The 24,096-nt window shown below is 73.3% G+C and carries 25 protein-coding genes; 18 read left to right on the plus strand and 7 right to left on the minus strand.

Going from position 1 to position 24,096, the window contains the following annotated elements:
* The first annotated feature begins 113 nt into the window (after positions 1-113).
* The 5 genes from ESG85_RS14840 (at position 114) to ESG85_RS14860 (ending at position 5,283) form a co-directional block, all read left to right on the plus strand.
* Entirely contained in the window at positions 114-1,235 is a 1,122-nt protein-coding gene (locus ESG85_RS14840; protein WP_128979413.1) for a sulfite oxidase, read from the plus strand.
* A 254-nt stretch (positions 1,236-1,489) separates the two neighbouring features.
* Positions 1,490-2,320, plus strand: coding sequence for an ammonia-dependent NAD(+) synthetase (gene nadE / locus ESG85_RS14845; protein WP_128979415.1), 831 nt, complete (start codon positions 1,490-1,492; stop codon positions 2,318-2,320).
* Positions 2,321-2,522: 202 nt separating this feature from the next.
* The gene (locus ESG85_RS14850; protein WP_128979450.1) at positions 2,523-2,909 is read left to right on the plus strand and encodes a VOC family protein; all 387 of its coding nucleotides are present in this window, start codon (positions 2,523-2,525) and stop codon (positions 2,907-2,909) included.
* A 175-nt stretch (positions 2,910-3,084) separates the two neighbouring features.
* Positions 3,085-4,398: an alpha/beta fold hydrolase gene (locus tag ESG85_RS14855; protein WP_128979417.1), complete on the plus strand. Its 1,314-nt coding sequence runs from the start codon at positions 3,085-3,087 to the stop codon at positions 4,396-4,398.
* Positions 4,399-4,563: 165 nt separating this feature from the next.
* Positions 4,564-5,283 (plus strand): PIG-L deacetylase family protein, encoded by a 720-nt coding sequence (locus ESG85_RS14860; RefSeq protein ID WP_128979452.1) that lies wholly within the window; start codon positions 4,564-4,566, stop codon positions 5,281-5,283.
* 76 nt (positions 5,284-5,359) lie between these two features.
* Here ESG85_RS14860 and ESG85_RS14865 read toward each other — a convergent pair whose 3' ends face one another.
* From ESG85_RS14865 to ESG85_RS14875, 3 genes are all read right to left on the minus strand, one after another.
* Positions 5,360-5,977 carry an RICIN domain-containing protein gene (locus ESG85_RS14865; RefSeq protein WP_128979420.1) on the minus strand — a complete coding sequence of 206 codons (618 nt, stop codon included), beginning with the start codon at positions 5,975-5,977 and terminating at the stop codon, positions 5,360-5,362.
* A 380-nt stretch (positions 5,978-6,357) separates the two neighbouring features.
* The gene (locus ESG85_RS14870) at positions 6,358-7,137 is read right to left on the minus strand and encodes a VOC family protein (RefSeq protein ID WP_128979454.1); all 780 of its coding nucleotides are present in this window, start codon (positions 7,135-7,137) and stop codon (positions 6,358-6,360) included.
* A gap of 164 nt (positions 7,138-7,301) precedes the next feature.
* On the minus strand, positions 7,302-8,324 hold the full coding sequence (locus ESG85_RS14875; RefSeq protein WP_128979422.1) for an NAD(P)/FAD-dependent oxidoreductase: 1,023 nt from the start codon (positions 8,322-8,324) through the stop codon (positions 7,302-7,304).
* A gap of 63 nt (positions 8,325-8,387) precedes the next feature.
* Here ESG85_RS14875 and ESG85_RS14880 point away from each other — a divergent pair, with 63 nt between their 5' ends.
* Positions 8,388-8,972: a helix-turn-helix domain-containing protein gene (locus ESG85_RS14880; RefSeq protein ID WP_128979424.1), complete on the plus strand. Its 585-nt coding sequence runs from the start codon at positions 8,388-8,390 to the stop codon at positions 8,970-8,972.
* Positions 8,973-9,161: 189 nt separating this feature from the next.
* On the opposite strand, the gene ESG85_RS14885 is transcribed toward ESG85_RS14880, so the two are convergent.
* Positions 9,162-9,560: a hypothetical protein gene (locus tag ESG85_RS14885; protein ID WP_128979426.1), complete on the minus strand. Its 399-nt coding sequence runs from the start codon at positions 9,558-9,560 to the stop codon at positions 9,162-9,164.
* Between the two features lie 117 nt (positions 9,561-9,677).
* On the opposite strand from ESG85_RS14885, the gene ESG85_RS14890 reads away from it, so the two are divergent.
* The 9 genes from ESG85_RS14890 (at position 9,678) to ESG85_RS14930 (ending at position 18,590) form a co-directional block, all read left to right on the plus strand.
* Positions 9,678-10,646 carry an NADPH:quinone oxidoreductase family protein gene (locus tag ESG85_RS14890; RefSeq protein ID WP_128979428.1) on the plus strand — a complete coding sequence of 323 codons (969 nt, stop codon included), beginning with the start codon at positions 9,678-9,680 and terminating at the stop codon, positions 10,644-10,646.
* Entirely contained in the window at positions 10,643-11,836 is a 1,194-nt protein-coding gene (locus ESG85_RS14895; protein WP_128979430.1) for an acyl-CoA dehydrogenase family protein, read from the plus strand. The genes ESG85_RS14890 and ESG85_RS14895 overlap by 4 nt, the downstream gene beginning before the upstream one ends.
* Entirely contained in the window at positions 11,833-12,918 is a 1,086-nt protein-coding gene (locus tag ESG85_RS14900) for an acyl-CoA dehydrogenase family protein (RefSeq protein ID WP_128979432.1), read from the plus strand. The genes ESG85_RS14895 and ESG85_RS14900 overlap by 4 nt, the downstream gene beginning before the upstream one ends.
* Before the next feature lie 120 nt (positions 12,919-13,038).
* Positions 13,039-14,697: an ABC transporter substrate-binding protein gene (locus tag ESG85_RS14905; RefSeq protein WP_128979434.1), complete on the plus strand. Its 1,659-nt coding sequence runs from the start codon at positions 13,039-13,041 to the stop codon at positions 14,695-14,697.
* Positions 14,694-15,686, plus strand: a complete 993-nt coding sequence (locus tag ESG85_RS14910; RefSeq protein ID WP_128979436.1) for an ABC transporter permease — start codon at positions 14,694-14,696, stop codon at positions 15,684-15,686. The genes ESG85_RS14905 and ESG85_RS14910 overlap by 4 nt, the downstream gene beginning before the upstream one ends.
* Positions 15,679-16,563 carry an ABC transporter permease gene (locus ESG85_RS14915; protein WP_128979438.1) on the plus strand — a complete coding sequence of 295 codons (885 nt, stop codon included), beginning with the start codon at positions 15,679-15,681 and terminating at the stop codon, positions 16,561-16,563. Before ESG85_RS14910 ends, ESG85_RS14915 begins: the two co-directional genes overlap by 8 nt.
* A gap of 101 nt (positions 16,564-16,664) precedes the next feature.
* Complete coding sequence (locus tag ESG85_RS14920; protein WP_128979456.1) at positions 16,665-17,588, plus strand: ABC transporter ATP-binding protein; 924 nt, start codon at positions 16,665-16,667, stop codon at positions 17,586-17,588.
* On the plus strand, positions 17,581-18,270 hold the full coding sequence (locus tag ESG85_RS14925) for an ABC transporter ATP-binding protein (RefSeq protein WP_128979440.1): 690 nt from the start codon (positions 17,581-17,583) through the stop codon (positions 18,268-18,270). Before ESG85_RS14920 ends, ESG85_RS14925 begins: the two co-directional genes overlap by 8 nt.
* A gap of 125 nt (positions 18,271-18,395) precedes the next feature.
* On the plus strand, positions 18,396-18,590 hold the full coding sequence (locus ESG85_RS14930; RefSeq protein ID WP_128979442.1) for a hypothetical protein: 195 nt from the start codon (positions 18,396-18,398) through the stop codon (positions 18,588-18,590).
* A gap of 94 nt (positions 18,591-18,684) precedes the next feature.
* Here the strand turns inward: ESG85_RS14930 and ESG85_RS14935 are convergent, their stop codons facing one another.
* The 3 genes from ESG85_RS14935 to ESG85_RS36945 form a co-directional block, all read right to left on the minus strand.
* Entirely contained in the window at positions 18,685-19,482 is a 798-nt protein-coding gene (locus ESG85_RS14935) for a VOC family protein (RefSeq protein WP_128979444.1), read from the minus strand.
* A gap of 178 nt (positions 19,483-19,660) precedes the next feature.
* A complete protein-coding gene (locus ESG85_RS14940) occupies positions 19,661-20,536 on the minus strand; it encodes a DUF6585 family protein (protein ID WP_128979446.1) in 876 nt (291 codons plus the stop codon).
* A 105-nt stretch (positions 20,537-20,641) separates the two neighbouring features.
* Positions 20,642-20,776: an NUDIX hydrolase gene (locus ESG85_RS36945; RefSeq protein ID WP_128979458.1), complete on the minus strand. Its 135-nt coding sequence runs from the start codon at positions 20,774-20,776 to the stop codon at positions 20,642-20,644.
* Positions 20,777-21,593: 817 nt separating this feature from the next.
* On the opposite strand from ESG85_RS36945, the gene ESG85_RS14955 reads away from it, so the two are divergent.
* The 3 genes from ESG85_RS14955 to ESG85_RS36950 all read left to right on the plus strand — a co-directional run bounded on the left by ESG85_RS14955 (position 21,594) and on the right by ESG85_RS36950 (position 24,062).
* Positions 21,594-22,103: a hypothetical protein gene (locus ESG85_RS14955; protein ID WP_128979460.1), complete on the plus strand. Its 510-nt coding sequence runs from the start codon at positions 21,594-21,596 to the stop codon at positions 22,101-22,103.
* Between the two features lie 92 nt (positions 22,104-22,195).
* Positions 22,196-22,933, plus strand: a complete 738-nt coding sequence (locus ESG85_RS14960) for a YwqG family protein (protein WP_128979448.1) — start codon at positions 22,196-22,198, stop codon at positions 22,931-22,933.
* Between the two features lie 62 nt (positions 22,934-22,995).
* Positions 22,996-24,062, plus strand: a protein-coding gene (locus ESG85_RS36950) for an IS630 family transposase (RefSeq protein WP_425471196.1) whose coding sequence is annotated in 2 segments (ribosomal slippage) — positions 22,996-23,439 and positions 23,442-24,062 — 1,065 coding nt in all. Because the reading frame shifts where the segments join, the coding sequence is not laid out codon by codon here.
* Positions 24,063-24,096 lie beyond the last annotated feature (34 nt).

The following is a 24,096-nucleotide window of genomic DNA, read 5'->3' on the forward strand; positions in this document are numbered from 1 at the left end:
ACCGGGCCCGGACACGGCCAGGGCGGGGACCGGAGCGAGGCGCCGCCGGGGCGATGCCCGGCCGAACCCGCTGCCCGGGTGCCGCGCGGGCGTGGACGGCGCACCATGAGGACATGGACGGCACCACCGGGTTCGGTGAGCTCAGCGCTCCGGGCCGCGTCGCCGGGCCCGACGAGGGGATCAGCACCGCCGAGCTGGCCCTGGCCGCCCGCAACCACGGACTGCCCCTCGAAGCCCTCCGCTACGACACCAGCCCGCCGGGCCTCCACTACGTCCTCGTCCACTACGACATCCCGGCCACCGACGCCGACACCTGGCGGCTCACCGTCGACGGCCGGGTCGGCCGGCCGCTGTCACTCGGCCTGGCGGAACTCCGCGAGCGACCCGCCGTCACCCACCGCGTCACCCTGGAATGCGCCGGCAACGGCAGGGCCCGGCTCGCCCCCCGGCCCGTCAGCCAGCCCTGGCTCGTCGAGGCCGTCGGCACCGCCGACTGGACCGGCGTCCCCCTGTCCGCCCTGCTCGCCGAGGCCGGCGCCGACGAGGAGGGAGCCGGCGACGTCGTGTTCACCGGCGCCGACCACGGCGTCGAGCGCGGCACCGAGCAGGACTACCGCCGCGCCCTGCCGCTCCCGCACGCCGCCGACCCGGCCCGCGACGTCCTCGTCGCGTACGCGATGAACGGCGCCCCGCTGCCGCCCCAGCACGGCAGTCCGCTGCGCCTGGTCGTACCGGGCTGGTACGGGATGGCCTCGGTGAAGTGGCTGCGCGCGGTCACCGTCACCGACAGCCCCTTCACGGGATTCCAGCAGACCGCCGCCTACCGCTTCCGGCAGCGCGCGGACGAGCCCGGCGAGCCCGTCACCGTCATCGCGCCGCGCGCCCTGATGATCCCGCCCGGCTTCCCCGACTTCATGACCCGCGCCCGGGTCGTCCGGCCCGGCCCGGTGCCCCTCACCGGCCGCGCCTGGTCGGGACACGCGCCCGTGGTCCGCGTCGAGCTCAGCGACGACGGCGAGGAGAGCTGGACCGACACCGAGGTCACCGCCGATCCCGGCCGTCCCTGGGCCTGGGCGGCCTGGCACACCACCTGGACGGCGACGCCCGGCACGCACCGGCTCACCGTCCGCGCCACCGACGCCGCCGGCCACACCCAGCCGCTCACGGCTCCCTGGAACCGGGGCGGATTCGGCAACAACCTGGTCCAGCGCGTCGAGGTGCACTGCGTGCGGTAGGCACCCCGGGCCGTGCACGTGCGCCAGGGCCCCCGCCCGGTACCCGTACCGGCATCCGGCGCCCGGCACCCGTACGCGTACCCGTGCCCGTGCCCCGGGCCGTGCCCCCGTCCACGCCCCTCCGCCGCCTTGGGGCTTCGGCGGCACCCGCGGCGCCGGGCCGGCCCCACCGCCCGCCCCGGTCCCTGACGGGCCCGGGTTAGAGTCGTTCGCGGACGTCCGCCGCACACCACCGCACGACCGAGGAGCATTCCGTGACCGACCCGGAGACCACCGCCCTGCAGCAGCAGATCGCCCGGGAGCTGGAGGTCTCCGAGACCTTCGACCCGCGCGCGGAGATCGAGCGACGGGTGGCCTTCCTCGCGGAGCGCCTCACCTCCACCGGGCTGCGCTGCCTGGTCCTCGGCATCAGCGGCGGCGTCGACTCCACCACCACCGGCCGGCTCTGCCAGCTCGCCGTCGAGCGGGCCCGCGCCGCCGGCCACGACGCCACCTTCTACGCCATGCGCCTGCCGTACGGCGTCCAGGCGGACGAGCACGACGCCCAGCTCGCCCTCGACTTCATCCGCGCCGACCAGGTCCTCACGGTCGACATCAAGCCGGCCGGCGACGCCGCCCTCGACGCGAGCGTGGCCGCGGGCGTTGCCTTCCGCGACGCGCACCACCAGGACTTCGTGCACGGCAACATCAAGGCCCGGCAGCGGATGATCGCCCAGTACGCCGTCGCCGGCGCGTACGACGGGCTCGTCGTCGGCACCGACCACGCGGCCGAGGCGGTCTCCGGCTTCTTCACCAAGTACGGCGACGGCGCCGCCGACGTCGTGCCGCTCACCGGCCTGACCAAGCGCCGCGTGCGTGCCGTCGCCGCCGAGCTCGGCGCGCCCTCCGAGCTGGTCTGGAAGACGCCGACGGCCGACCTGGAGACCCTGGACCCGGGCAAGCCCGACGAGGACGCCCTCGGCGTCACGTACGACGAGATCGACGACTTCCTGGAGGGCAAGCCGGTCGGCGAGGCCGCCTTCGAGGCCATCGTCCGCCGCTACCGGCTCACCGACCACAAGCGCCGCCTGCCGATCGCGCCCTGATCCCGGTCCCGTACCCCCGGCCGGCCGATCGCGGCCCGAGCCCGTCCGGCCGTTCCGGCCGTCCGCGGCCGCCCGTCACCCCCGGGTGACGGGCGGGGGACCATCCGGCGGTTTCCGCGTGGCGGGGGCGGCCGGGGCCGCGGGCGGTGGTGTGCCCTGAGGTGACGTCAGCGGACGTACCACCGAAGGGAGAACCCCCGTGTTGTTCGGCAGCACCCCGGCATTCAGCAGCTTCTCGGTCGACGATCTCGACGCGGCCCGCGCCTTCTACGGCGACACGCTCGGCCTCCAGGTGAGCGAGGAGGGCTCCGGCGACATGCGGATGCTGTTCCTCACCCTCGCCGGCGGCGCGAGGATCCTGGTCTACCCGAAGGGCGACGAGCACAGCCCGGCCGGGTTCACGGTGCTCAACTTCCAGGTCGACGACATCGACGCCGCCGTCGACGCCCTGAAGGACAAGGGCGTCGAGATGCAGCGCTACCCGGGCTTCACGCCCGACGACAAGGGCGTCCACCGCGACACGCGGGGTCCGGCCATCGCGTGGTTCACCGACCCGGCGAAGAACGTCATCGCGGTGCTCCAGAACTGACCCGGCCCCGGGAACGCGGCCCGTGCGGCGACGCACCCCCGCCCTGTGGTCCACTGACCCGGCGGGGGTGCGGCACACGGGTGTCGGACCCGGCCGTCGGACACGGGTGTGGGGCGCGGGAGCCGGACACCGGACGGTGTCGCGCGCCCCGGCGTCACGAACAGAGCAGAGAGCCTTGTCCACGTACCGCCAGCCCGGACTCGTCCTCACCGACCACCGCTTCACCGTCCCCCTCGACCACGATCGTCCCGGCGGCGAGACGATCGAGCTCTACGGACGCGAGGTCGTCGCGAGCGACCGGGCCCACCGGCCCGACCTGCCGTGGCTGCTGTACCTGGAGGGCGGACCGGGCTTCGGCGCCCGCCGGTTCACCGGACCGCAGGCCTGGCTGGGCAGGGCCGTGCAGGAGTTCCGCGTCCTCCTCCTCGACCAGCGCGGCACCGGGCACTCCACCCCGGCCAACCGGCAGACCCTGCCGCTGCGCGGCACCCCGGCGGAACAGGCCGCCTACCTCGCCCACTTCCGCGCCGACTCCATCGTCCGGGACTGCGAGCTGCTGCGCCGCCGCCTCACCGGCGGTGCCCCCTGGACCGTCCTCGGCCAGAGCTTCGGCGGCTTCTGCGCCACCCACTACCTGTCCACCGCGCCCGAGGGTCTGGCCACCGTCCTGATCACCGGTGGCCTGCCGTCGCTGCACGCCGGCGCCGACGAGGTCTACCGCGCCGCGTACCCGAGGATCCGGCGCAAGAACGAGGCCCACTACGCCCGCTACCCCGACGACGTCGAGCGGGTCCGCCGGATCGCCGCCCACCTTCACGAGCACGAGGTCCCCCTGCCCGGCGGCGGCACGCTCACGCCCGAGGCCTTCCAGTCCCTCGGCATCCTCCTCGGCGGCGGCAACGGCAGCCACCAGCTCCACCTGCTCCTGGAGGAGGCCTTCGTCCCCACCCCGGCCGGACCCGCGCTCTCCGACGCCTTCCTCGAATCCGTGCGGACCCACCTCTCGTTCGCCGGACACCCCTTGTACGCGGTGCTCCACGAGGTCATCTACGCCCAGGGCCCGAGCCGTGGCCACGGCCCCACCGACTGGGCCGCCGAGCGCGTGCGGGCCGAGTTCCCCGAGTTCGACGCGGCGAAGGCGCTCACCGGCGGCGGGCCCGTCCTCCTCACCGGCGAGAGCATCCACCCCTGGCACTTCACCACCGACCCGGCGCTGCGCCCGCTGCGCGAGACCGCCGGACACCTCGCCGCCCGCGCCGACTGGGCGCCGCTCTACGACCCGGCACGGCTCGCCGTCAACGCGGTGCCGGTCGCCGCGGCCGTCTACCACGACGACATGTACGTGGACACGACCCACTCCCTGGAGACCGCGCGGGCGATCCGGGGCCTGCGCACCTGGGTCACCGACGAGTTCGAGCACGACGGCGTACGCGCCGGCGGCCCGCGCGTCCTGGACCGGCTCCTCGCGCTCGTCCGCGACGAGCTCTGACCCCGGTGAACCCGGCGACCCCGGTGACCCCGGTGTGCGGGCCGCCCGTCGACCCCTGACCGCCGCCCTTCGACCGCCGTCCGCCGTCCGGGTGCCGTGGCCGGGCTCTGCTCGTATCCTGCGTTCGTGCTCGAGAATTCCGAACAGCCCCCGCAGCTGGCCGAGATGCCCTCCGACTGGCAGCGCGCCCTCGCCGTCGTCGCCCACCCCGACGACCTGGAGTACGGCTGCGCGGCCGCCGTCGCCCGCTGGACCGACGAGGGCAAGGAGGTCGCCTACCTCCTCGTCACCCGAGGAGAGGCGGGCATCGACTCGCTCGACCCCGCCACCTGCGGACCCCTGCGTGAACGGGAACAGCGGGACAGCGCGGCGGTCGTGGGCGTGGAGACCGTGGAGTTCCTCGATCACGCGGACGGCGTGATCGAGTACGGCCTCGGGCTGCGCCGCGACATCGCCGCCGCGATCCGCCGCCACCGGCCCGAGCTCGTCATCACCCTCAACCACCGCGACACCTGGGGCCCGGCGCCCGGCGGCTTCTGGAACACGCCCGACCACCGGGCCGTCGGCCGCGCCACCCTGGACGCGGCGGCGGACGCCGGCAACCGCTGGATCTTCCCCGAGCTGACCGAGCAGGGCCTGGAACCGTGGAACGGCGTGCGCTGGGTGGCGGTGGCCGGCTCCCACCTGCCGACCCACGCGGTCGACGCGGGCCCGGGTCTGGACCGCGCGGTGCTCTCGCTGCGGGCCCACCGCACGTACATCGAGGCGCTGACGGAGCAGGACGTGGAGGAGTACTGCCGGTCGTTCGTCGCGGAGTCGACCGGCCGAGCCGCCGACCGCTTCGGCGGGCGACCGGCGGTGGCCTTCGAGGTGTACCCGCGCTAGGGATCGTCGTCGGGCACCCCTGGGCTCCCCGGCCCTTCGGACACCGGCCCCGGACCCAGGCGTCGGACGCCCCGCGTCAGTCCAGCCAGACGTCCCACCACTGCTGCGACTGGAAGTTCTTCTGCCACAGCTGGACGCGGGCGCCGTTGCCCCGGACGTTCGCGTCGCGGTCCATGACGATGTTGCCGCCGCCGTAGAAGCGGGCGTTGTAGATCGCGCGGTCGCCTTCCGGGTGGGACCAGCTCTGGTGCGGGGTGTTGTTGCAGTCCCAGATCTGCAGCTTGGTGCCGTTACGGCCACCGCCGTTGAGATCGGCGTCCAGACATTTGCCGGGGAAGCGGTAGCTCTCCAGCGCGCCGTTGTTCCAGAGGTACCAGCGTTGCTGGTTGGTGCCGTTGCACTCCCAAACCTGGACGACCGTGCCGTTGGCGCCGCCGTTCGCGTCGACGTCCAGACACTGGGTGGTGAGGCGGTTCGCGAAGTCGTTGGTGATCCGCACGGGCATGTTCAGCAACCGCTGCGGCGCGGGCGCGGCCAGGCCCGGGGCGGGCGCGGTCCAGTACACGGGCCGTGGGGCAGCGGCAGGCGCGGGCTCGGGTGCGGACCGGGTCTGCGCGCTCACTGTGGAGGTGCCGGCCAGGGCGGTGGCGAAGGCGACGGCTGTCACCGCGAGCCAACGGGTGGCGCGGGGCATGTCTTCTCCCTGCTGCTCGGTGGTCGTAGAGGTCGACTCCCGTACGAGCCCACCCCAGCACGGAACCGCGAGCCCGCGTGAGCCCCGATCGGGCCAAGGTGGGCAGGACGAATGAGGCGTCCGGGAGAGCAGCCGGAGACGGCGCCGCGTGTCATCTGCGGCTGTCTCAGCGGCCGGCGCCTCCAGATGCCGACGAGCGGGGCCCGGCCGGCGCGGCGTCAGGTCGGTTCGCCGGCAGGCGGCGACCGGCGGAACCCGGTCCGCTGGGCAGGAAGTGCCGGATGAAGATCGCTCTTGCTCCGGATCGTGGCCGCCTCATCGGCCACGATCCGGAGGAGGCGGCCCCGGCCGGTCCGTCCTGCGGCGTCGCCGGGGCCGGTTCACATGCCCGGAGCGGGCTTCAGGACCGCGAAGGGCGCGCCGAACGGGTCCGCGAACCAGGCGATGCGGCCGACGTCCGGGACGTCCGCCGGCGGCATCAGGACCGAGCCGCCGCTCTCCTGGACCGTGGTGGACGTCGTGTCGGGGTCCGCCACCATGAAGTACGGGATCCAGCGGGCCTTGTCCGCTCCCGCCTGGAGCGGCGCCGCGCCGCCGAACGAGGCGTCCTTCGGGTCGCCCTCGGCCGTCGAGATGACCCGGTAGGTCATGGCCGGGGTTTCCCTCTCCTCCCAGCGCCAGCCGAAGAGCGCGCGGTAGAAGGCGAGCGTGGCCTCCGGGTCGACGGTGTGCAGCTCGACCCACAGCAGGGTGTTGTGCTCCGAGGTCCGTTCGAGCCCCTTGATCCTGCCCGGCTCCCACACGGCGAACTGCGCGCCGCCCCGGTCGGTCAGCGCCGCCATCCGGCCCGCGTCCATGACGTCGAAGGCGGCGAGCCGCACCGTGCCGCCGTTCTCCTCGGCCGCGTGCGCGGTCGCCTCGGCGTCTGGCGTCTGGAAGTAGACGGTCCAGGCGCTGCTCGCGCCCTCCTCGGTGAGCGGCCCGAGCGCGGCGACCGTCCGGCCGTCCTGCTGGAAGAAGCCGTAGCCGCCGGCGTCGGGGCCGGCGGAGACGAAGTCCCAGCCGAAGACCCGGCCGTAGAACACGGCGGCGGCGTCCGTGTCGGGGCTGCCGAGGTCGAGCCAGTCGGGCGAGCCGGTGGTGAAGTCCGTACCGAGCATGGAGGTGAGTCCCGTCCTTCCGGTGGGCAGGCCGTGCCGTGACGGCGGGCGGCCAGGGTTTCCGGCCACCTTGGCCGATCCTTGCCGCCGGGCCCGGTCCACGCGGCGCCGCCCGCAGGGTTTCATCCGCACGGCGCAGCGCGCCGGGCCCGACCGCACACCTCTCAGGCCGTCGCCGTCGTCACCGCCGCTGCCCTGCGGTCGAGGTCCGCCATCAGCAGGTCGCCGTTGACCATGGCCGCCGCCCGGTAGCCGCCGCTCGCCGCGTTCACCACCTGCTCGTGCGCGCCGATCACGTTCCCGGCCGCCCAGACGCCCGGGACGCTCGTGCGGCCGGTCTCGTCGACCGCGACGAAGGTGCCGAACGGCGTCTCGCGCGTCGCCGCGCCGAGTGCCGTCAGCAGTCCGTCACGGGGCACCGTCCTGGGCCCGGCGAACACCACCTCGCGGGCCACGACCCGCCCGTCCGCCATCCGTACGCCCGTGATCCGGTCCTCCTCGACCACCAGCCCGGCGACCTCGCCCGGCACGACCGTCACACCGGCCGCCGCCAGCCGCGCCGTGTCCTCGGCCGAGGGCTCCGGGGCGGTGTGCAGGAAGAGGGTCACGTCGGACGACCACTGCGAGACCATCAGCGCCTGGTGCGCGGGCATCACCGGGTGCGCGATCACGCCGAAGGCCCGGTCCCGCACCTCCCAGCCGTGGCAGTACGGGCAGTGGATCACGTCGCGGCCCCAGCGCTCGGCCAGCCCGTCGATCTCCGGCAGCTCGTCGACCAGACCGGTGGTCACGATCACCCGGCGCGCCCGGACCGTCCGCCCGTCCGCCAGCCGCAGCGAGAAGGCAGGGTCCGCGCCGCCTCCCGCGACGTTCTGCGCGCCGTGCGCCTCCGGTGTCACAGCCGTGACCAGGCCCTTCGTCCCGTCCACTCCGTACGCGGCGATCTCCCGCCGCCCGGCGGCGAGGAAGTCCGCAGGACTCATGCCGTCCAGACCGAGGTAGCCCTGCATGTGGGCGGCGGGCGCGTTGCGCGGTTCGCCCGCGTCGATCACCAGCGTGCTGCGCCGGGCCCGGCCGAGGACCAGGGCCGCGCTCAGGCCGGCCGCCCCGCCGCCGACCACCACCACCTCGTAGTCGCTTCGTACGTCCAGGGACCTTCCGGCGATGCCGTCGTTGTTCTCGTTCATGCCGCGAGCGTCGCTCGCCCGCGTCGGGTTGACAAACGAAGTTGCCGTTTCTGCAATGGGGCGATGACCGAAGACGAACGCATCGACGCCGTGCTCACCGAGGTCGGACCCCGGCTCCGCCGCATCCGCCGGGACCGCGGAGCCACCCTCGCCGAGCTCTCCGCCGCCACCGGCATCTCGGTGAGCACGCTCTCGCGCCTGGAGTCCGGACAGCGCAAGCCCAGCCTCGAACTGCTGCTGCCGATCGCCCGCGCCCACCAGGTGCCGCTGGACGAGCTGGTCGGCGCCCCGCCGGTGGGCGACCCGCGCGTCAAGGCCCGGCCGATCGTCCGGCACGGCCGCACGATGTACCCGCTGACCCGTCAGCCCGGCGGGCTCCAGGCGTACAAGGTGGTCCAGGAACCCGGCTCCGAGACGCCGGATCCGCGGGTCCACGAGGGGTATGAGTGGCTGTACGTGCTGTCCGGTCGGCTGCGGCTCGTGCTCGGCGAGCACGACGTGGTGCTCGGAGCCGGCGAGGCGGCCGAGTTCGACACCCGGGTGCCGCACTGGTTCGGACCGGCGGGGGACCGGCGGGTGGAGTTCCTCAGCCTGTTCGGGCCGCAGGGGGAGCGCATGCACGTACGGGCGCGCCCGAAGAGCTCCTGAGGGGCCGTCGGGCGTCGGGCGGGCCGGCGGTCAGGCCGGCCGAGGACGGTCCGGCCGCCGCTCGTCCCGTCCACGACCGTCCGTCCACGATCGTCCGGCCGGGGTCGCCGGGCCGGGGGCCGCCGGGTCGAGGGCCGCCGGGTCGAGGGTCGCCGTGACGGGCGAACGCCCGGACCGGCGGCCCCGAGTTCACGCCTTCCCGGCGTCCGCCAGCCCGTCCAGTTCGCGCATCGCCTCCGCGTGCGCGCTCATCCGGCTGCTCACCGTGCCGATCGTGAAGAGCGTCGTGCCGACCACGGCGACGGGCACGGACAGGCCGAGTATCAGCACGGCCTCCGGCCAGTCCCGCTCGTTCGCGCACGTATCGCCGTTCTGCAGGCCGTCGTTGGCGGTGCCGGACTCGGTCAGCAGCCGGGGCTTGCAGTCGTGGGTGCTGCGGCCGCTCACGCTCTCGGCCTGGTACGGCGTGATCAGCAGCAGGACGCACCAGATCCACAGCATCGTCGCCACGGCCAGCAGGGTCGCGCCCCAGGCGCCCACGCGCCGGGCCTTGTCGCGGAAGTCGAGGTCGTACACACGTGATCGCATGGCGGACGAATCTAGCAGCGGCGGAAAGAGCACTCGCGCGGCTGGTTCCCTGGAGCCAAGCGACCGCTTAGTATGCCGTCGACCACGCAGGACGGACGACGGCACTGGAGGCTCCGGATGCAGGCATGGCGAGTGCACGAGAACGGCGAACCGGGCGAGGTGATGCAGCTCGACGAGACCGACCGGCCCGTGCCCGGTGCGGGTCAGGTGCTGCTCAAGGTGCGCGCCACCGGCCTCAACTTCCCCGACGCGCTGCTGTGCCGCGGCCAGTACCAGGTGCGCCCGCCGCTGCCCTTCACTCCCGGCGTCGAGGTGTGCGCCGAGACCGAGGACGGCCGCCGGGTGATCGCGACGCCCGCCCTGCCGTACGGGGGACTCGCCGAGTACGCGGTGGCCGACGCGTCCGCGTTGCTTCCGGCGCCCGAGGCGCTGGACGACGCCGAGGCCGCCGCCCTCCACATCGGCTACCAGACCGGCTGGTTCGGCCTGCACCGCAGGGCCGCCCTGAAGGAGGGCGAGACCCTGCTGGTGCACGCCGCCGCGGGCGGCGTCGGCAGCGCCGCCGTCCAGCTCGGCAAGGCCGCCGGCGCCACCGTCATCGGCGTGGTCGGCGGCGCCGACAAGGCCGCCGCCGCCCGCGAACTCGGCTGCGACACCGTCGTGGACCGGCACGCCGAGGACGTCGTCGCCGCCGTCAAGGAGGCCACCGCGGGCCGCGGCGCCGACGTGATCTACGACCCGGTCGGCGGCGCGGCCTACCGGCAGTCGGCCAAGCTCGTCGCCTTCGAGGGCCGGATCGTGGTCGTCGGCTTCGCCAGCGGCAGCATTCCCAGCCCTGCCCTCAACCACGCCCTGGTGAAGAACTACTCGATCGTCGGCCTCCACTGGGGCCTCTACAACCTCAAGGACCCGGCCGCCGTCCTGCGCTGCCACGAGACCCTCACCGAACTGGCCGCCAAGGGCCTGATCAAGCCGTACGTGAGCGAGCGCGTGCCGTTCGCGGACGCGGCCGACGCCGTGCAGCGGCTCTCCGAGGGCGTCACCACCGGCCGTCTCGTCGTCCTGCCGGAAGGGGCACGGGCATGACGGAGACCCCGCTCGACGCCGCCCGGCTCGTCGACCGCACCCGCCGGCTGCTCGCCGAGCATCCGCCCGCGACCACCGACCGCACCGCGTTCCTGCGCGCCCGCTTCGACGCCGGGCTCGCCTGGGTGCACTACCCGGCCGGCCTCGGCGGCCTCGGCGCCCCGCGCGCCCTGCAGGCCGTCGTCGACGCCGAACTCGCCGCCGCCGGCGCCCCCGACAACGATCCCCGCCGGATCGGCATCGGTCTCGGCATGGCCGCCCCGACCCTGCTCGCCTACGGCTCCGAGGAGGTCAAGGAACGCTTCCTGAAGCCGCTGTGGGTCGGCGAGGAGGTCTGGTGCCAGCTGTTCAGCGAGCCCGGTGCCGGCTCCGACCTCGCCGCACTCGGCACCCGGGCGGTCCGCGACGGCGACGAGTGGGTCGTCAACGGGCAGAAGGTGTGGACCTCCAGCGCCCATCTGGCCCGCTGGGCGATCCTCCTCGCCCGCACCGACCCCGACGTGCCCAAGCACCGGGGCATCACCTACTTCGTCTGCGACATGACCGACCCGGGCGTCGAGGTCAGGCCGCTGCGCCAGATCACCGGCGAGGCCGAGTTCAACGAGGTCTTCCTGACCGGCGTCCGCATCCCCGACGCCCACCGCCTCGGCGAGGTCGGCGACGGCTGGCGGGTCGCGCAGACCACCCTCATGAACGAGCGGGTCTCCATCGGCGGCGCCAGGATCCCCCGCGAGGGCGGCATGATCGGCAAGGCGGCCGAGACCTGGCGGGCCCGCCCCGATCTGCGCACCCACGACCTGCACCGCCGGCTGCTCGACCTGTGGGTGGACGCCGAGGTGGCCCGGCTCACCGGCGAACGGCTGCGCCAGCAGCTCGTCGCCGGCCAGCCGGGCCCCGAAGGCAGCGCCATGAAGCTCGGATTCGCCCGGCTCAACCAGGCCATCAGCTCCCTGGAGGTCGAACTCCTCGGAGACGAGGGGCTGTTGTACGGGGACTGGGCGATGGTCCGGCCGGACCTGGTCGACTTCACCGGCCGTGACGCCGGCTACCGCTATCTGCGCGCCAAGGGCAACTCGATCGAGGGCGGCACCACCGAGGTGCTGCTCAACATCGTGGCCGAGCGGGTCCTGGGCCTGCCGCCCGAGCCCCGCAACGACAAGGACGTCGCCTGGAAGGACCTCGCCCGATGACGCGACAGCCGGACCTGCTCTACTCCGAGACCGAGGACGACCTGCGGGCCGCGGTCCGCTCGCTGCTCGCCGACCGGGCGGACGCCCAGGCGGTGCTCGGCCGGATCGAGGGCGAGGACCCGTACCTCCCCGGACTCTGGGAGGCGCTGGCGGGCGGCATCGGCGCCGCCGGGCTGCTCGTCCCGGAGAAGCTCGGCGGCCACGGCGCGAGCCACCGCGAGGCGGCCGTGGTCCTGGAGGAGCTCGGCCGGGCGGTCACCCCGGCGCCGTACCTCACCAGTGCGGTCGTGGCGACCGCGACGCTGCTGGCGCTCGGCGCCGACGGCGGCCGGACGGCCGACCTGCTCGCCGGGCTCGCGAGCGGCGAGCGCGTCGCCGTGCTCGCGGTGCCGTTCGCCACCGCGCCGGGCACGGTGACCGACCCCGTCCGCCGCGTCCCCGCCGTCGCGGACGCCGCCGCGGCCGACGTCCTCCTCGTCCCGCGCGCCGACGGGCTGTACGCCGTCGACGCGGCCGACGTCGTGCTCACCCGGCAGTCCTCGCTCGACCTCACCCGCCCGCTGGCCGTGGTCGACGCGAGCGGCGCCGCGGGCGTCCGGCTCGCGGGCGCCGAGGCCGGGCGCGCCGCGGTCGGACAGGGGCTGCTCGCGGGCGCCGGGCTGCTCGCCTCCGAGCAGCTGGGGATCGCCGAGTGGTGTCTGGAGGAGACCGTCCGGCACACCGGGGAGCGCCACCAGTTCAACCGGCCGGTCGGCTCCTTCCAGGCGCTGAAGCACCGGATGGCGCAGCTCTGGCTGGAGCTCGTGGGTGCCAGGGCGGCGGCCCGCGCGGCCGCCGACGCGCTCGCGACGGGGGCTCCGGACGCCGCGCTGACCGTGGCCGTCGCGCAGGCCTACTGCTCGAAGGCGGCCGTGCACGCGGCGGAGGAGTGCGTGCAGCTGCACGGCGGCATCGGCATGACCTGGGAGCACCCGGCGCACCTGGCCCTCAAGCGGGCCAAGTCCGACGCGATCGCCCTGGGTTCGGCGGGCCGGCACCAGGACACGGTCGCCGACCTGGTCGATCTGCCCGCGCCGAGGTGAGCGTCCGGAACCCCGGTGACGCCCCTCGGTAAGGGGCCCATGCGTCCGCACCCCTCTACATACTGTTTAATTGCGAGGTCTTCGCAATAACGGTTGATCTTCAAAAGGGGTGTGGACACCATGGCCAGGACGGCCGCCCGACCGGTCCGACGCGCATCCGCCGCCATACTCGCCGGGGCCGTCGCCCTCACGGCCGCGGCCTGCTCGAACCCCGGCGGCGGCGCCGGATCCGGCGGCCCCCGGGACTCCGTCGTCGTCGGCATCGCCTTCGAGCCCGAGACCCTGAGCCCCCTCCTCGGCTACGGCAAGGACGGCAACTCCAAGATCTTCGACGGGCTCCTCGCCCTGGACGCCGGCATGAAGCTGCGCCCCGCGCTCGCCGCCGCGCTGCCCACCGTCAGCCCCGACGGTCTCACGTACACCTACAAGCTGCGCCGCGGCGTGACCTTCAGCGACGGAAAGCCCTTCACGGCCAAGGACGTCGTCTTCACCTACCGGACGATCCTCGACCCCAGGACCAACAACCCCTCGCGCACCGAACTCGACGCCCTCGGGGACGTCCGGGCCACCGCCGACGACACCGTCGTGTTCACCCTCAAGTACCCCTACGCGCCCTTCGCGGAGCGCACCGTCCTCGCCATCGCCCCCGAGCACGTCGCCGGCCGGCAGGACGTCAACACCGGCTCCTTCACCACCCGGCCGGTCGGCACCGGCCCGTACCTCCTCACCGGCTGGTCCAGGGGCGAGAAGCTCACCTTCCAGGCCAACCCGCGCTACTGGGGCGGCGCCCCGGCCGTGAAGAAGCTCACCATGGCCGTCGTCAAGGACGACGACGTGCGCGCCACCCGACTGCGCGCCGGCGACCTCGACGCCGCGATCCTGCCGCCCAACCTCGCCGCCGGCTTCGCCCACGACAAGGCGAAGAAGACCTACACCGCCACGACCTACGACTACCGCACGGTCACCCTGCCCACCCACAACCGCGTCGCAGGCGACCCGGCCGTCCGCCGCGCGCTCGACATCGCCGTCGACCGGCAGACCATGGTCGACAAGATCCTCGAAGGCGCGGGCAGGCCCGCCTACGGGCCCGTGCCCACCGACAGCCCCTGGTTCGCCCGGGGCACCGAACGCCGCCACGACCTCGCCGGAGCGCGGAAGATCCTCGACGAGGCCGGCTGGAAGCCCGGGCCCGACGGCGTCCGCGTCAGGAACGGCGTTCGCGCCGCCTTCCCGCTCTGGTACCTCTCCGGCGACCGGCTCCGCCAGGACCACGCCCTCGCCTACGCCTCCGACGCCAAGAAGGCCGGCATCGAGATCACCACCCAGGCCGGCACCTGGGAGGTCATCGAACCGCGGATGAAGACGGACGCCGTGCTCGCCGGCGGCGGCTCGCCCGGCGACCCCGATTTCGACCAGTACCTGCTCCTGAAGTCCACCCTCGGCGGCGACGGCTTCAACAACATGGCCTGGTACGACGACAAGACCGTCGACCGTGCCCTGGAGGACGGCCGCCGGACCGCCGACCCGGCGAAGCGCAAGGCCGCGTACGACACCGTCCAGCGCCGGCTCGTCCAGAACCCCGGCTACACCTTCCTCACCCACATCGACCACCTCTACGTCGTCGACGACCGCTGGGAGACCGCGAACGGCGGCCTCACCACCCAGGTCGAACCGCACGACCACGGCCTCGGCTCCGGCCCCTGGTGGAACATCGAGGCCTGGAAGCCGAAGAACGCCCCGGACGGGCAGCCCCAGAGCGGCGGAACGAGCACCGGATGAGCCGCCGCCTCCCCTGGGCGGCCATGGCACGCATGACGGGACGGCGGACCCTGGCCGCCGTCCCCGTCCTCCTCGGCGTCACCCTCGCGGTCTTCGCCGTCGCCGCGGCCTCCCCGTTCGACCCGGTCAAGGCCTACGCGGGCACCGCGGGCCTCACCGCCTCGCAGGAGAACCTCGACCAGCTCCGCGCCAACCTCGGCGTCGACCGGCCCTGGCCCGCCCAGTGGTGGGACTGGCTCACCCGGGCCCTCCAGGGCGACCTCGGCGACTCCGGCGTCATGCGGCAGCCCGTCGCCGACGTCGTCGCCGAGCGGCTCGGCTGGTCCGCGCTGCTCGCCGCCACCGCCTTCCTCGTCGCCATCGCCCTCGGCACCGGCCTCGGCGTGCTCGCCGGACGCCGCCGCGGCGGCCTCCTCGACCGGGCCGTCAGCTCCCTCGCGTACACCCTCGAAGCCGCGCCCGCGTTCTGGCTCGGCCTGCTCGCCGTCTGGTTCTTCGCCCTGAAGCTCGGCGCGCTGCCGGCCGGCGGCCTCACCGACACCGCCAGCGACACCGTCACCGCCGGCCAGGTCGCCACGCACCTCGTCCTGCCCGCCCTGGTCCTCGGCATCTCCCAGCTGCCCTGGTTCTTCCTGTACGTGCGCCAGGGCGTCGGCGACGCCCTGGAGGAGGACCCGGTACGCGGCGCCCGCGCCCGCGGCCTCTCCGAACGCACCGTCCTCACCGGCCACGCCCTGCGCTCCGGCCTGCTGCCCGTCCTCACCCTCGTCGGCTCCCGCGTGCCCGAACTCATCACCGGAGCCCTGCTCGTGGAGACCGTCTTCAGCTGGCCCGGCATCGCCGCCGCCACCGTCCAGGCCGCCGTCTCCGCGGACTTCCCGCTGCTCGCCGCGCTCACCGTGCTCGCCACCGCCGCCGTCCTGCTCGGCAACCTCCTCTCCGACCTCCTCTACGGGCTCGCCGACCCCCGGGTGGGATTCGATGGCTGACACCCTCCGCACGACCACCCGCCGACGGCCCCGCACCGCCGCCCCGGCCGACGCGACCCGCCGGATCCGGCTGTGGACCTCCGCCCTGGTCCTCGGCGCCGTCGTGCTCGCCGTCCTCCTCGTCCCGCCGCTGGTACGGCTCGACGAACAGGCCGTCGACCTGACACGCAAACTCCTCCCGCCGTCCTGGGACCACCCCTTCGGCACCGACGACGTCGGCCGCGACCTGCTGCTGCGCTGCGTCTACGGGCTGCGCGTCTCGCTGCTCGTCGGCCTGGTCGCCGCCCTCGCCGCGACGGTCATCGGCACCGCCGTCGGCGCCGCCGCGGGAGCCCTCGGCGGACGCGTCGACCGGTTCGTCATGCGGATCGTCGACGCCTTCGCCTCCGTGCCGCACCTGCTGCTCGGCATCTTCGTCGTGGCCATGTTCCGGCCCGGCGTCTGGCCGGTCGTCGTCTCCGTGGCCCTCACCCACTGGCTCTCCACCGCCCGGATCGTCCGCTCCGAGCTCCTCTCGCTGCGCTCCCGGCCCTTCGTCGACGCGGCGGTCTCGGGCGGCGCCTCCCGGTGGCGGATCGCCGTACGGCACCTGCTGCCCGCCGTACTGCCGCAGGCCGGACTCGCGGCCGTGCTCATGGTGCCGCACGCCATGTGGCACGAGTCCGCGCTGTCCTTCCTCGGCCTCGGTCTGCCCAGCCACCAGGCCAGCCTCGGCAACCTGGTGCAGGGCGCGCGCTCCTCGCTGCTCGCCGGAGACTGGTGGCCCACCCTCTTCCCCGGCCTCTTCCTCATCGTGCCGACCCTCGCCGTCGCGGGCCTCGCCGGAGTCTGGCGCGACCGGCTCAACCCGCGCCGCCGATCGGAGCTGATGCTGTGACCGCCCCCGACGCACACCTCGTACGGGCGCTCGAAGCCGTCACCGCCGAACGCGCCGCCGACGCCGTCCTCAGCGTCCGCGGCCTCACCGTCCGCTTCCGCATGCGCGGCGGCCGGAGCGTCGCGGCGGTCACCGACGCCGACTTCGACCTCGCGGCGGGGGAGTGCCTGGCCCTCGTCGGCGAGAGCGGCTGCGGCAAGTCCGTCCTCGCCTCCGCCCTCCTCGGCCTGCTCCCCGGAAACGCGGAGACGCGGGGCACGGCCCTGTTGGCCGCACCGGACGACGCCGAGCACCCCACCGTCGACCTGCTCGCCGCCGACGAACGCACCCTCGCCCGCACCGTACGGGGCCGGCGCATCGGCCTCGTACCGCAGAGCCCCGCCGCCCACCTCACGCCCGTGCGCACCGTACGGGCCCACCTGGAGGAGACCGTACGGGCCCTCACCGGCACCCCGCGGCGCGAGCGCCGCGCCGCGGCGGAAGCGGCCGCCGAGCGCGCCGCGTTCCCCGCCGGCCACCTCGACCGCCACCCGCACGAACTCTCCGGAGGCCTCGCCCAGCGCGCCGCCACCGCCCTCGCCCTCATCGGCGACGCGCCGCTGCTGCTCGCCGACGAACCCACCACCGGACTCGACCGCGAGCTCGTCGACCGCACCGCCGACGAACTGCGCCGCCAGGCCGACCGAGGCAAGGCGCTGCTGCTCATCACCCACGACCTGGCGGCCGCCCGCCGCGTCGCCGACCGGGTGGCCGTCATGTACGCCGGACGCATCGTCGAGATCGCACCCGCCGCCCGCTTCTTCGGCGAGTCAGGCCCCCGGCACCCGTACGCGCGCGGACTCCTCGACGCGCTGCCCGAGCGGGAGTTCACGCCCATCCCCGGACTGCCGCCCGAACTGACCGACCTGCCCGAGGGCTGCGCCTTCGCCCCGCGCTGCGCCGGGGCGGACGCGGCCTGCGCCGCCCCCCCGGAGTTCCTGGCCGGCGTCGCCTGCCACCACCCCCTGGGAGCGAGCCGTGCTTGAACTCCACTCCGTCACCGCCGGGTACGACCGCCGCGCGCCGGTCTTCCGGGACGTCTCGCTCACCGTCGGCGCCGGCGAGTCCGTCGGGCTGCTCGGCCCCAGCGGCTGCGGCAAGTCCACCCTGGCCCGGGTCGCCGCCCTGCTGCACCGCCCCGACGCGGGCCGGGTCGTCCTCGACGGCACCGAGGTACGGGCCTGGCGCCACCGCGCCCCGCGCGCCCAGCGCACCGCCGTCGGCGTCGTCTTCCAACAGCCCCGGCTCTCCGCCGACCCCCGGCTGCGGCTCGCCGACCTCGTCGCCGAGCCGCTGCGCGCCACCGGGCGACGCGGCGAGATCCCCGCGCGGCTCGCCGAACTGCTGCCCGCCGTCGGCCTCACCGACGACCTGCTCGGCCGACGCCCGCACGAGGTCAGCGACGGCCAGCTGCAACGCGCCTGCCTGGCCCGCGCTCTGGTGCTGCGGCCCCGCTGGCTGGTCTGCGACGAGATGACCGCGATGCTCGACGCGTCCACGACCGCCGCCCTCGTCGCCGCCGTCGAGAGCTACCGCGCCGAGACCGGCGCGGGGCTGCTCGCCGTCGGCCACGACCGGGTGCTCCTGAAGCGCTGGTGCGACCGCACGGTCGAGTGGGCCGGCCCGAATGGGGCCGGGGAGCCGGTAAAAGCCCTGGCCGGCGGCTGAGGAACGGCCCGCGCCGAAACGTCACCCGGATGGCCGCCCCGCCATACCGCCGTCCGGATCGTCCGTTCCGCCACACTGTCCGCCGAACGCCGCAACTCCCATGCGGCGCGGAGAGGGTGAGTCCGGTGGCCATTTCCATTTCCGTCGTCCTGCTGCTGCTGATCCTGGCGGTGATCTTCCTCCGCAGCGGAGGACTGAAGATCTCGCACGCCATCGTCTGCGCCCTGCTCGGCTTCTTCCTGGCGAGCACCAGCATGGCCCCCACGATCCAGAACGGCGTCGCCGCCACCGCCGACGTGGTGTCCAACCTGAAACCCTGAGCACCGTCGTCCCCGCGTCGCTCGCCGTCCCGGACGCACGGGTGCCCGGAACCCCCGTGGTCCCGGGCACCCGCATCCGTGGGCCGTGCGGAGCTCACTCCATCTCGGGCATCTCGCCGACCGTCGTCCGCACGTCGATCACCGCGAACGCCGCGCCCTGTGGGTCGAGCAGGGCCGCGAAGCGGCCGAACGGGCTGTCCATCGGGCCGAAGACCTTGCGGCCGCCCGCCGCCTCCGCGGCCTCGACGGCCTTGTCGCAGTTGTCGACGGCGAAATAGATCTGGATGTACGCGGGGATCTCGGCCGGGAAGTCGTCCGCGGTCATCACCATGCGGCCGAGCACCGGGTCGGCACCGAGGTCGAAGACCCGGTAGTCCATGTGCTCGTCCTTGATCTTCTTCGAGGCGAAGCCGAACACCTCCGTGTAGAACGCGTCGGCCTTCGCCGGCTCACGGGTGAACACCTCGGCCCACACGTAGCTGCCGGTCTCGCCCTGGAGCTCGAAGCCCTCGTGGATCCCGGCCTGCCACACACCGAACACACAGCCGGTGGGGTCCTGCGCGAGGCACATCGAGCCGAACTCGCCCACCTGCATGGGCTCCATCAGAAGCGTGCCGCCCGCACCCCTGATCTTCTCGGCGGTGGCGGCCACGTCGGGCGAGGCGAAGTACAGACACCAGGCCGACTGTGCGTCGCCGTCCTGGCCGGGCATCGGCGGGACCACCGCCGCGACCGCCTTGCCGTTCTTCAGCGCCTGGGTGTAGTTCCCGTGCTCCGAGGAGGACTCGCCGAAGGTCCAGCCCAGCACGTCGCCGTAGAACGACTTCGCACCCTCGAGGTCGGTGAACATCGCGTCGGTCCAGCACGGCGTGCCCAGAGGTCGTGAGGTCATGACGATGACTCTCTTCCGGATCGTTGACGTCGTTGTCTCCACGCCACGCTAGCCACGTCCCACCCGCTCCGCTCGGTGACGCACACGGGCGGACACACGTTCGAGTGAATGCCGGGAGGCTGTCCGCCGCCCGCCGTGGGGACCGCTCACCGCCCGCAGGACGGGACCCGGGCGACCGTCAGCGCCGGTACTCGCGCGCCTGCGGGAACAGCTCCCGCACCAGCGCCCAGAACACCGGGAAGTCGGGGATGTCCTTCGCCTCGCGGGCCCAGCGGCCCGCCCCTGCCGTCCGCACCACGACCAGACCGTCCCCGCGCCACTCGCAGTCCCGCACCCGCTCCCAGGGCGCGGTGCCCGACGGCAGCGCGATGCCCCGGCCGTCCACCGCGACCTCGCCGAACGCGACCCGCTCGCCCGCCTCCAGAGCGGCCACGGCCGGCGGCAGCGCACGGCGCACGGTCTCGTCCAGGACGATCTGCGCCAGCTCGCGGATCTGCGAGTCCGTGGGCCGCGCCACCGTCTCCTCGTTCAGGAACCCGCCCACGGTCACCCCGTGCCGCCCGCCCGTCAGCAGCCGGTACGCGTAGTGGGTCCCCGTGTAGCCCCCGTTCACGTAGGTGCGCGTGACGTCCTGGTGCATCGCCGTCACGGCTTGCCAGGGCACCGCCCGCGGGGCGGCGCCGTCCTCTCCGGGACAGAGCAGGCCCCGCTCGTACAGATACACGTAGTCCCCGGGGCGCAGCCCCTCGGGCGACGGCCGGAACGAGCGCCACAGGAACCAGCCGAGCGCGCCGAAGGGCAGCAGTAACAGCGGCACGCCGAGCCCGGCACCCGCCTGGCGGGTCGCGACCGCCGGGAGCGCGAGCCCCGCCGCTGCCAGGAGGAGCAGGAAGAGCGTCCGGCGGCGGCGCCGTCCCGGCCGTGCCGACGCCCGCTCGTCGTCGCCGTGCCGGGCGCGGAACGCCCGTAAGTAGACACCCAGCCCCGCCTCGCGCGCGGCACGCGTCGCCGCCTCGTCCGGCGGAGGCACCGTCACCCGGTCGAGTCGCTCCATCGCGCATCCCCCCGGAAGGCATTTTGTCAGCGGTCCACGGGCCGTGCCAGGGTGCCGCACACGGGCCCGCACACGGGCCCGCACACGGGCCCGCACCCGCATGGCTCAGCGACGCGGCGTCATGTCGTAGCGGTGGAACGGACCCTCGGCGAGCTCCCGCACGGCGGCCTGCTCGATGGACTCGCCCGGGTCGACCTCGCCGCCGGGCAGAAGCAGGCGGGTTCGCGAATCGGGAGGCAGCCGCCGCCCGAGAGCGAATCGAAATGTTCACGGGTTTCGGTTCTGGCACAACTTCTGTGACGCGGCCACGCTGAGTGACGGGCTGAGCTTCCCTGGACAGTATGCGAAGTCGCCCGAAAATGAGCCGTGGTCAGGGCGGTTGGGATGACAGTTCGGGGCCGTGGAAGCGATCGTGCTCCGGTTGCAAGAGCTGTTGTTCCCGTCGATCACGGACGTCGCGGTGCTGTCGGTGGACGTGGGCATCGCGATGGTTCGCGTCGACGCCGAAGGCACTGCGAACGGTGCCGCTTGCCCGGCGTGCGAGGTCTGGTCGAACCGGGTTCATGGTCCCTACTTGCGGTTTCCCGCTGATGTTACGAGCGCCGGACGAGGCGTTGTTCTCCGGCTGAGGGTCCGCCGGTTCACCTGCGGTAACTCGGAATGCGCACGGCGGACCTTCGTCGAGCAGATACCCGGCCTGACCCGTCGGCACGGTCAGCGGACCGAGCGGCTGCGTTCGACGCTGGCCTCGGTCGGTCTCGCCCTGGCGGGCCGGGCCCGCGCTCGGCTGAGCTCCGTGCTCGGGGTGTCCGTCAGCCGGAGTACCGTCCTGCGCCTGGTCGACGCTCTTCCCGAGCCGGAGGTGCCCGCCTCGCGTGGAAGGGCACGTCAACCGGATCAAGATGCTCAAGCGCCAGATGTTCGGCCGCGCAGGCTTCGCCCTCCTGCGGAAGCGCGTCCTCATGTCCTGATCACCGACGACAGGCGGAACTCCCTGGCAGCCGTGGCGGCGGATGTGCGAGCCTTCCCCTTCCAGCTGCCGACGGAGAAGACCTTGATGACCAGCGACGACGCCCTCGATCAGTTCAGACACATCGCGCGCGAGCGGGCCTTCGGCAGGCATGTCGGGTCGGACAGGCTCATCCAGGCAGGTCTGGACGCGCTGATAGCTGGGGTCGAAAGCCCGTCCCTGGCCATGCTCGCGGGACTCCTCAGGAGCGAAGAACCCGAAGCGCCAGAGCTCTTCGACCAAGTACTGGACGAGCTGGGACTGCTCTTCCACCCGCCCGCGGACCCCCGGGCCGCAAAGTGGGCGATGGCCTACTGGATCGCCGGTCAGATCGCCGACGGATCCCTGGATCCCGCCGCCGGCACACACCTCATCTGGGCAGACATTGCCTATGACCTCGGCTACCCCGAAGAGCTGGCACCACTGGTGTCCTGCGCGCACCACCTGGACGGCTGGGAGGAGAGCTGGGGAGTCTCCGTCGAGGAACTCAACGGAGAAGCGGTTGAGGCAGCGAAGCAGTTCCTTAGCCAGAGGTCTGCAGCCGAGGCGGGGGACTAGGCCGTCTCTTCCGGATCTTTTAGGTCAGGCAGGATTCAAAGAAGACGGCCCAAGCTGGGTTCCTGTCGGTGGGGTGCCGTAGCGTCGGCAGCATGATCTCCGAGCCGACGAGCCAGGCCAAGGGCCCCTACGATGCAGCCTTCCTGCCGCGGCTGCGTATGTCCTTCCGAGCTGCGCCCGGGCCGGTCACGGATCCCGTGTCGAAGTTCGGGGGGCAGCCGGTGTGGCTGGACGGTCCGGCGTGGCCGGTGCATCCGCGTACGGGAGAGCCGCTTGTGTTCATCGGCCAGTTCCGGGTGCCAGGGAACGAGGTACGCCTCGCCTACTTGTTCCTGCACGAGGAAGGCATGGACATGGGCGGCAACGCAGCGGAGGATGGCGAGGCCGTCGTTCTGGTCCAGCCGGGCGGGCGGATACCGTCCTTCGCGTCGATCGGGCCCCCCAGTACCCAGGGGCGAACCCTGTGGCGTTGGGGTCCGGACGATACGGAGGTTCCCGTCGAATGGCTGACAGACCTGGCGCCGATGCCACCGGAACTCGACGAGGCGGCGAGCCAGGCTGCTGCCTGGTCCCGGTGGCTGCGAAGCGAGGGACCAGAGGTCGAATACCCCTACGAGGAGCGACCCAAGGACTTCCTGGAGGGCGAGGCCCTTTACCCAAACGACCGGGTCTTCGGCATCGATTCCTCTTGGCTGTTCTTCTGCCAGTTCGAGGACCGGGGCGAGGCGGAGTCAGACCCGTTCTTCCTCAATTTCGGCTACGGGAGTGGTTTCCTCTTCCTCAGCTCCGACCACCTTGAAGGCCGGTTCATGTGGGACTGCAGTTACTGAGGCTGAACTCGTGGTGTCGCAGGGGCTGACGGCTGGTCGTCTGCTGCGGTATCACCGGAGGCATGCGGTATCCACAAGGGGGCGGGCTGACCGCCGAACGGCAGCAGTTCCGCGAGGGGTTACGGCTCAAGGCCGCAGAGCGGTTCGCCCAGGGCGAGGCGAGTGCGGTGATCGCCAAGGACCTGCGGGTCAGCGTCCGCTCTGTGCAGCGGTGGCGGCGGACGTGGGATGAGGGCGGTCCGCGGGCTCTGCGGTCGCAGGGGCCGGCGTCGCTGCCGAGGCTAAGCGAGAAGCAGTTCGCTCAGCTGGAGGCGGAGCTTGCCAAGGGGCCAGCCTCGCATGGCTGGGAGGACCAGCGGTGGACGCTGGCGCGGGTCAAGACGGTGATCGGCAGGCGTTTCCACCTGACCTACACGATTCAGGGTGTGCGCAAGCTGCTGGTGCGTAACGGCTGGTCCTGTCAGGTGCCGGCCCGACGCGCGATGGAGCGGGACGACGCGGCGGTGGCCGGATGGGTCAAGGAGGTGTGGCCCTGCGCGGAAGACTCGCGGCGGCGCGCGGAGCCTGGCTCGTCTTCGAGGACGAAGCCGGATTCTCCATGACGCCGCCGCATGCGAAGACCTGGTCCCAGCGCGGCCGGACCCCGGTGGTGCGGGTCCGCGGCCGGTCCCGTAGACGAGTATCGATCGCCGCGCTGACCTGCTACAAACCCGGGCACCGGTCCCGGCTGATCTACCGGCCCCGCCGGGACGACGGCCGACGCGACGGACGCAAGAGCTTCTCCTGGCGCGACTACCGAGACCTGCTGATCGCCGCCCACCAGCAGCTCGGCGGCCCGATCGTGCTCGTCTGGGACAACCTCAACGTCCACAAAGCCGCCGACCTGCGGGAATGGGCGGCAGCCCAGGACTGGCTGACCATCCACTACCTGCCGCCTTACGCACCCGACCTCAACCCCGTCGAAGGGATCTGGTCACTGCTACGGCGCGGCTGGCTCTCCAACGTCGCCTTCAGTACCCCCGAACACCTCGTCCAACGCATCCGACGCGGCCTACGGCACATCCAGTACCGCAGCCACCTCATAGACGGCTGCCTCGCCGAGACCGGTCTGGTCATCAGGCCCGCCTGATCAGCAGCACGACACCACGAGTTCAACCTCAGTA

Source organism: Streptomyces roseicoloratus (assembly GCF_004117935.1).
In the GTDB taxonomy this organism is placed as follows: domain Bacteria; phylum Actinomycetota; class Actinomycetes; order Streptomycetales; family Streptomycetaceae; genus Streptomyces; species Streptomyces roseicoloratus.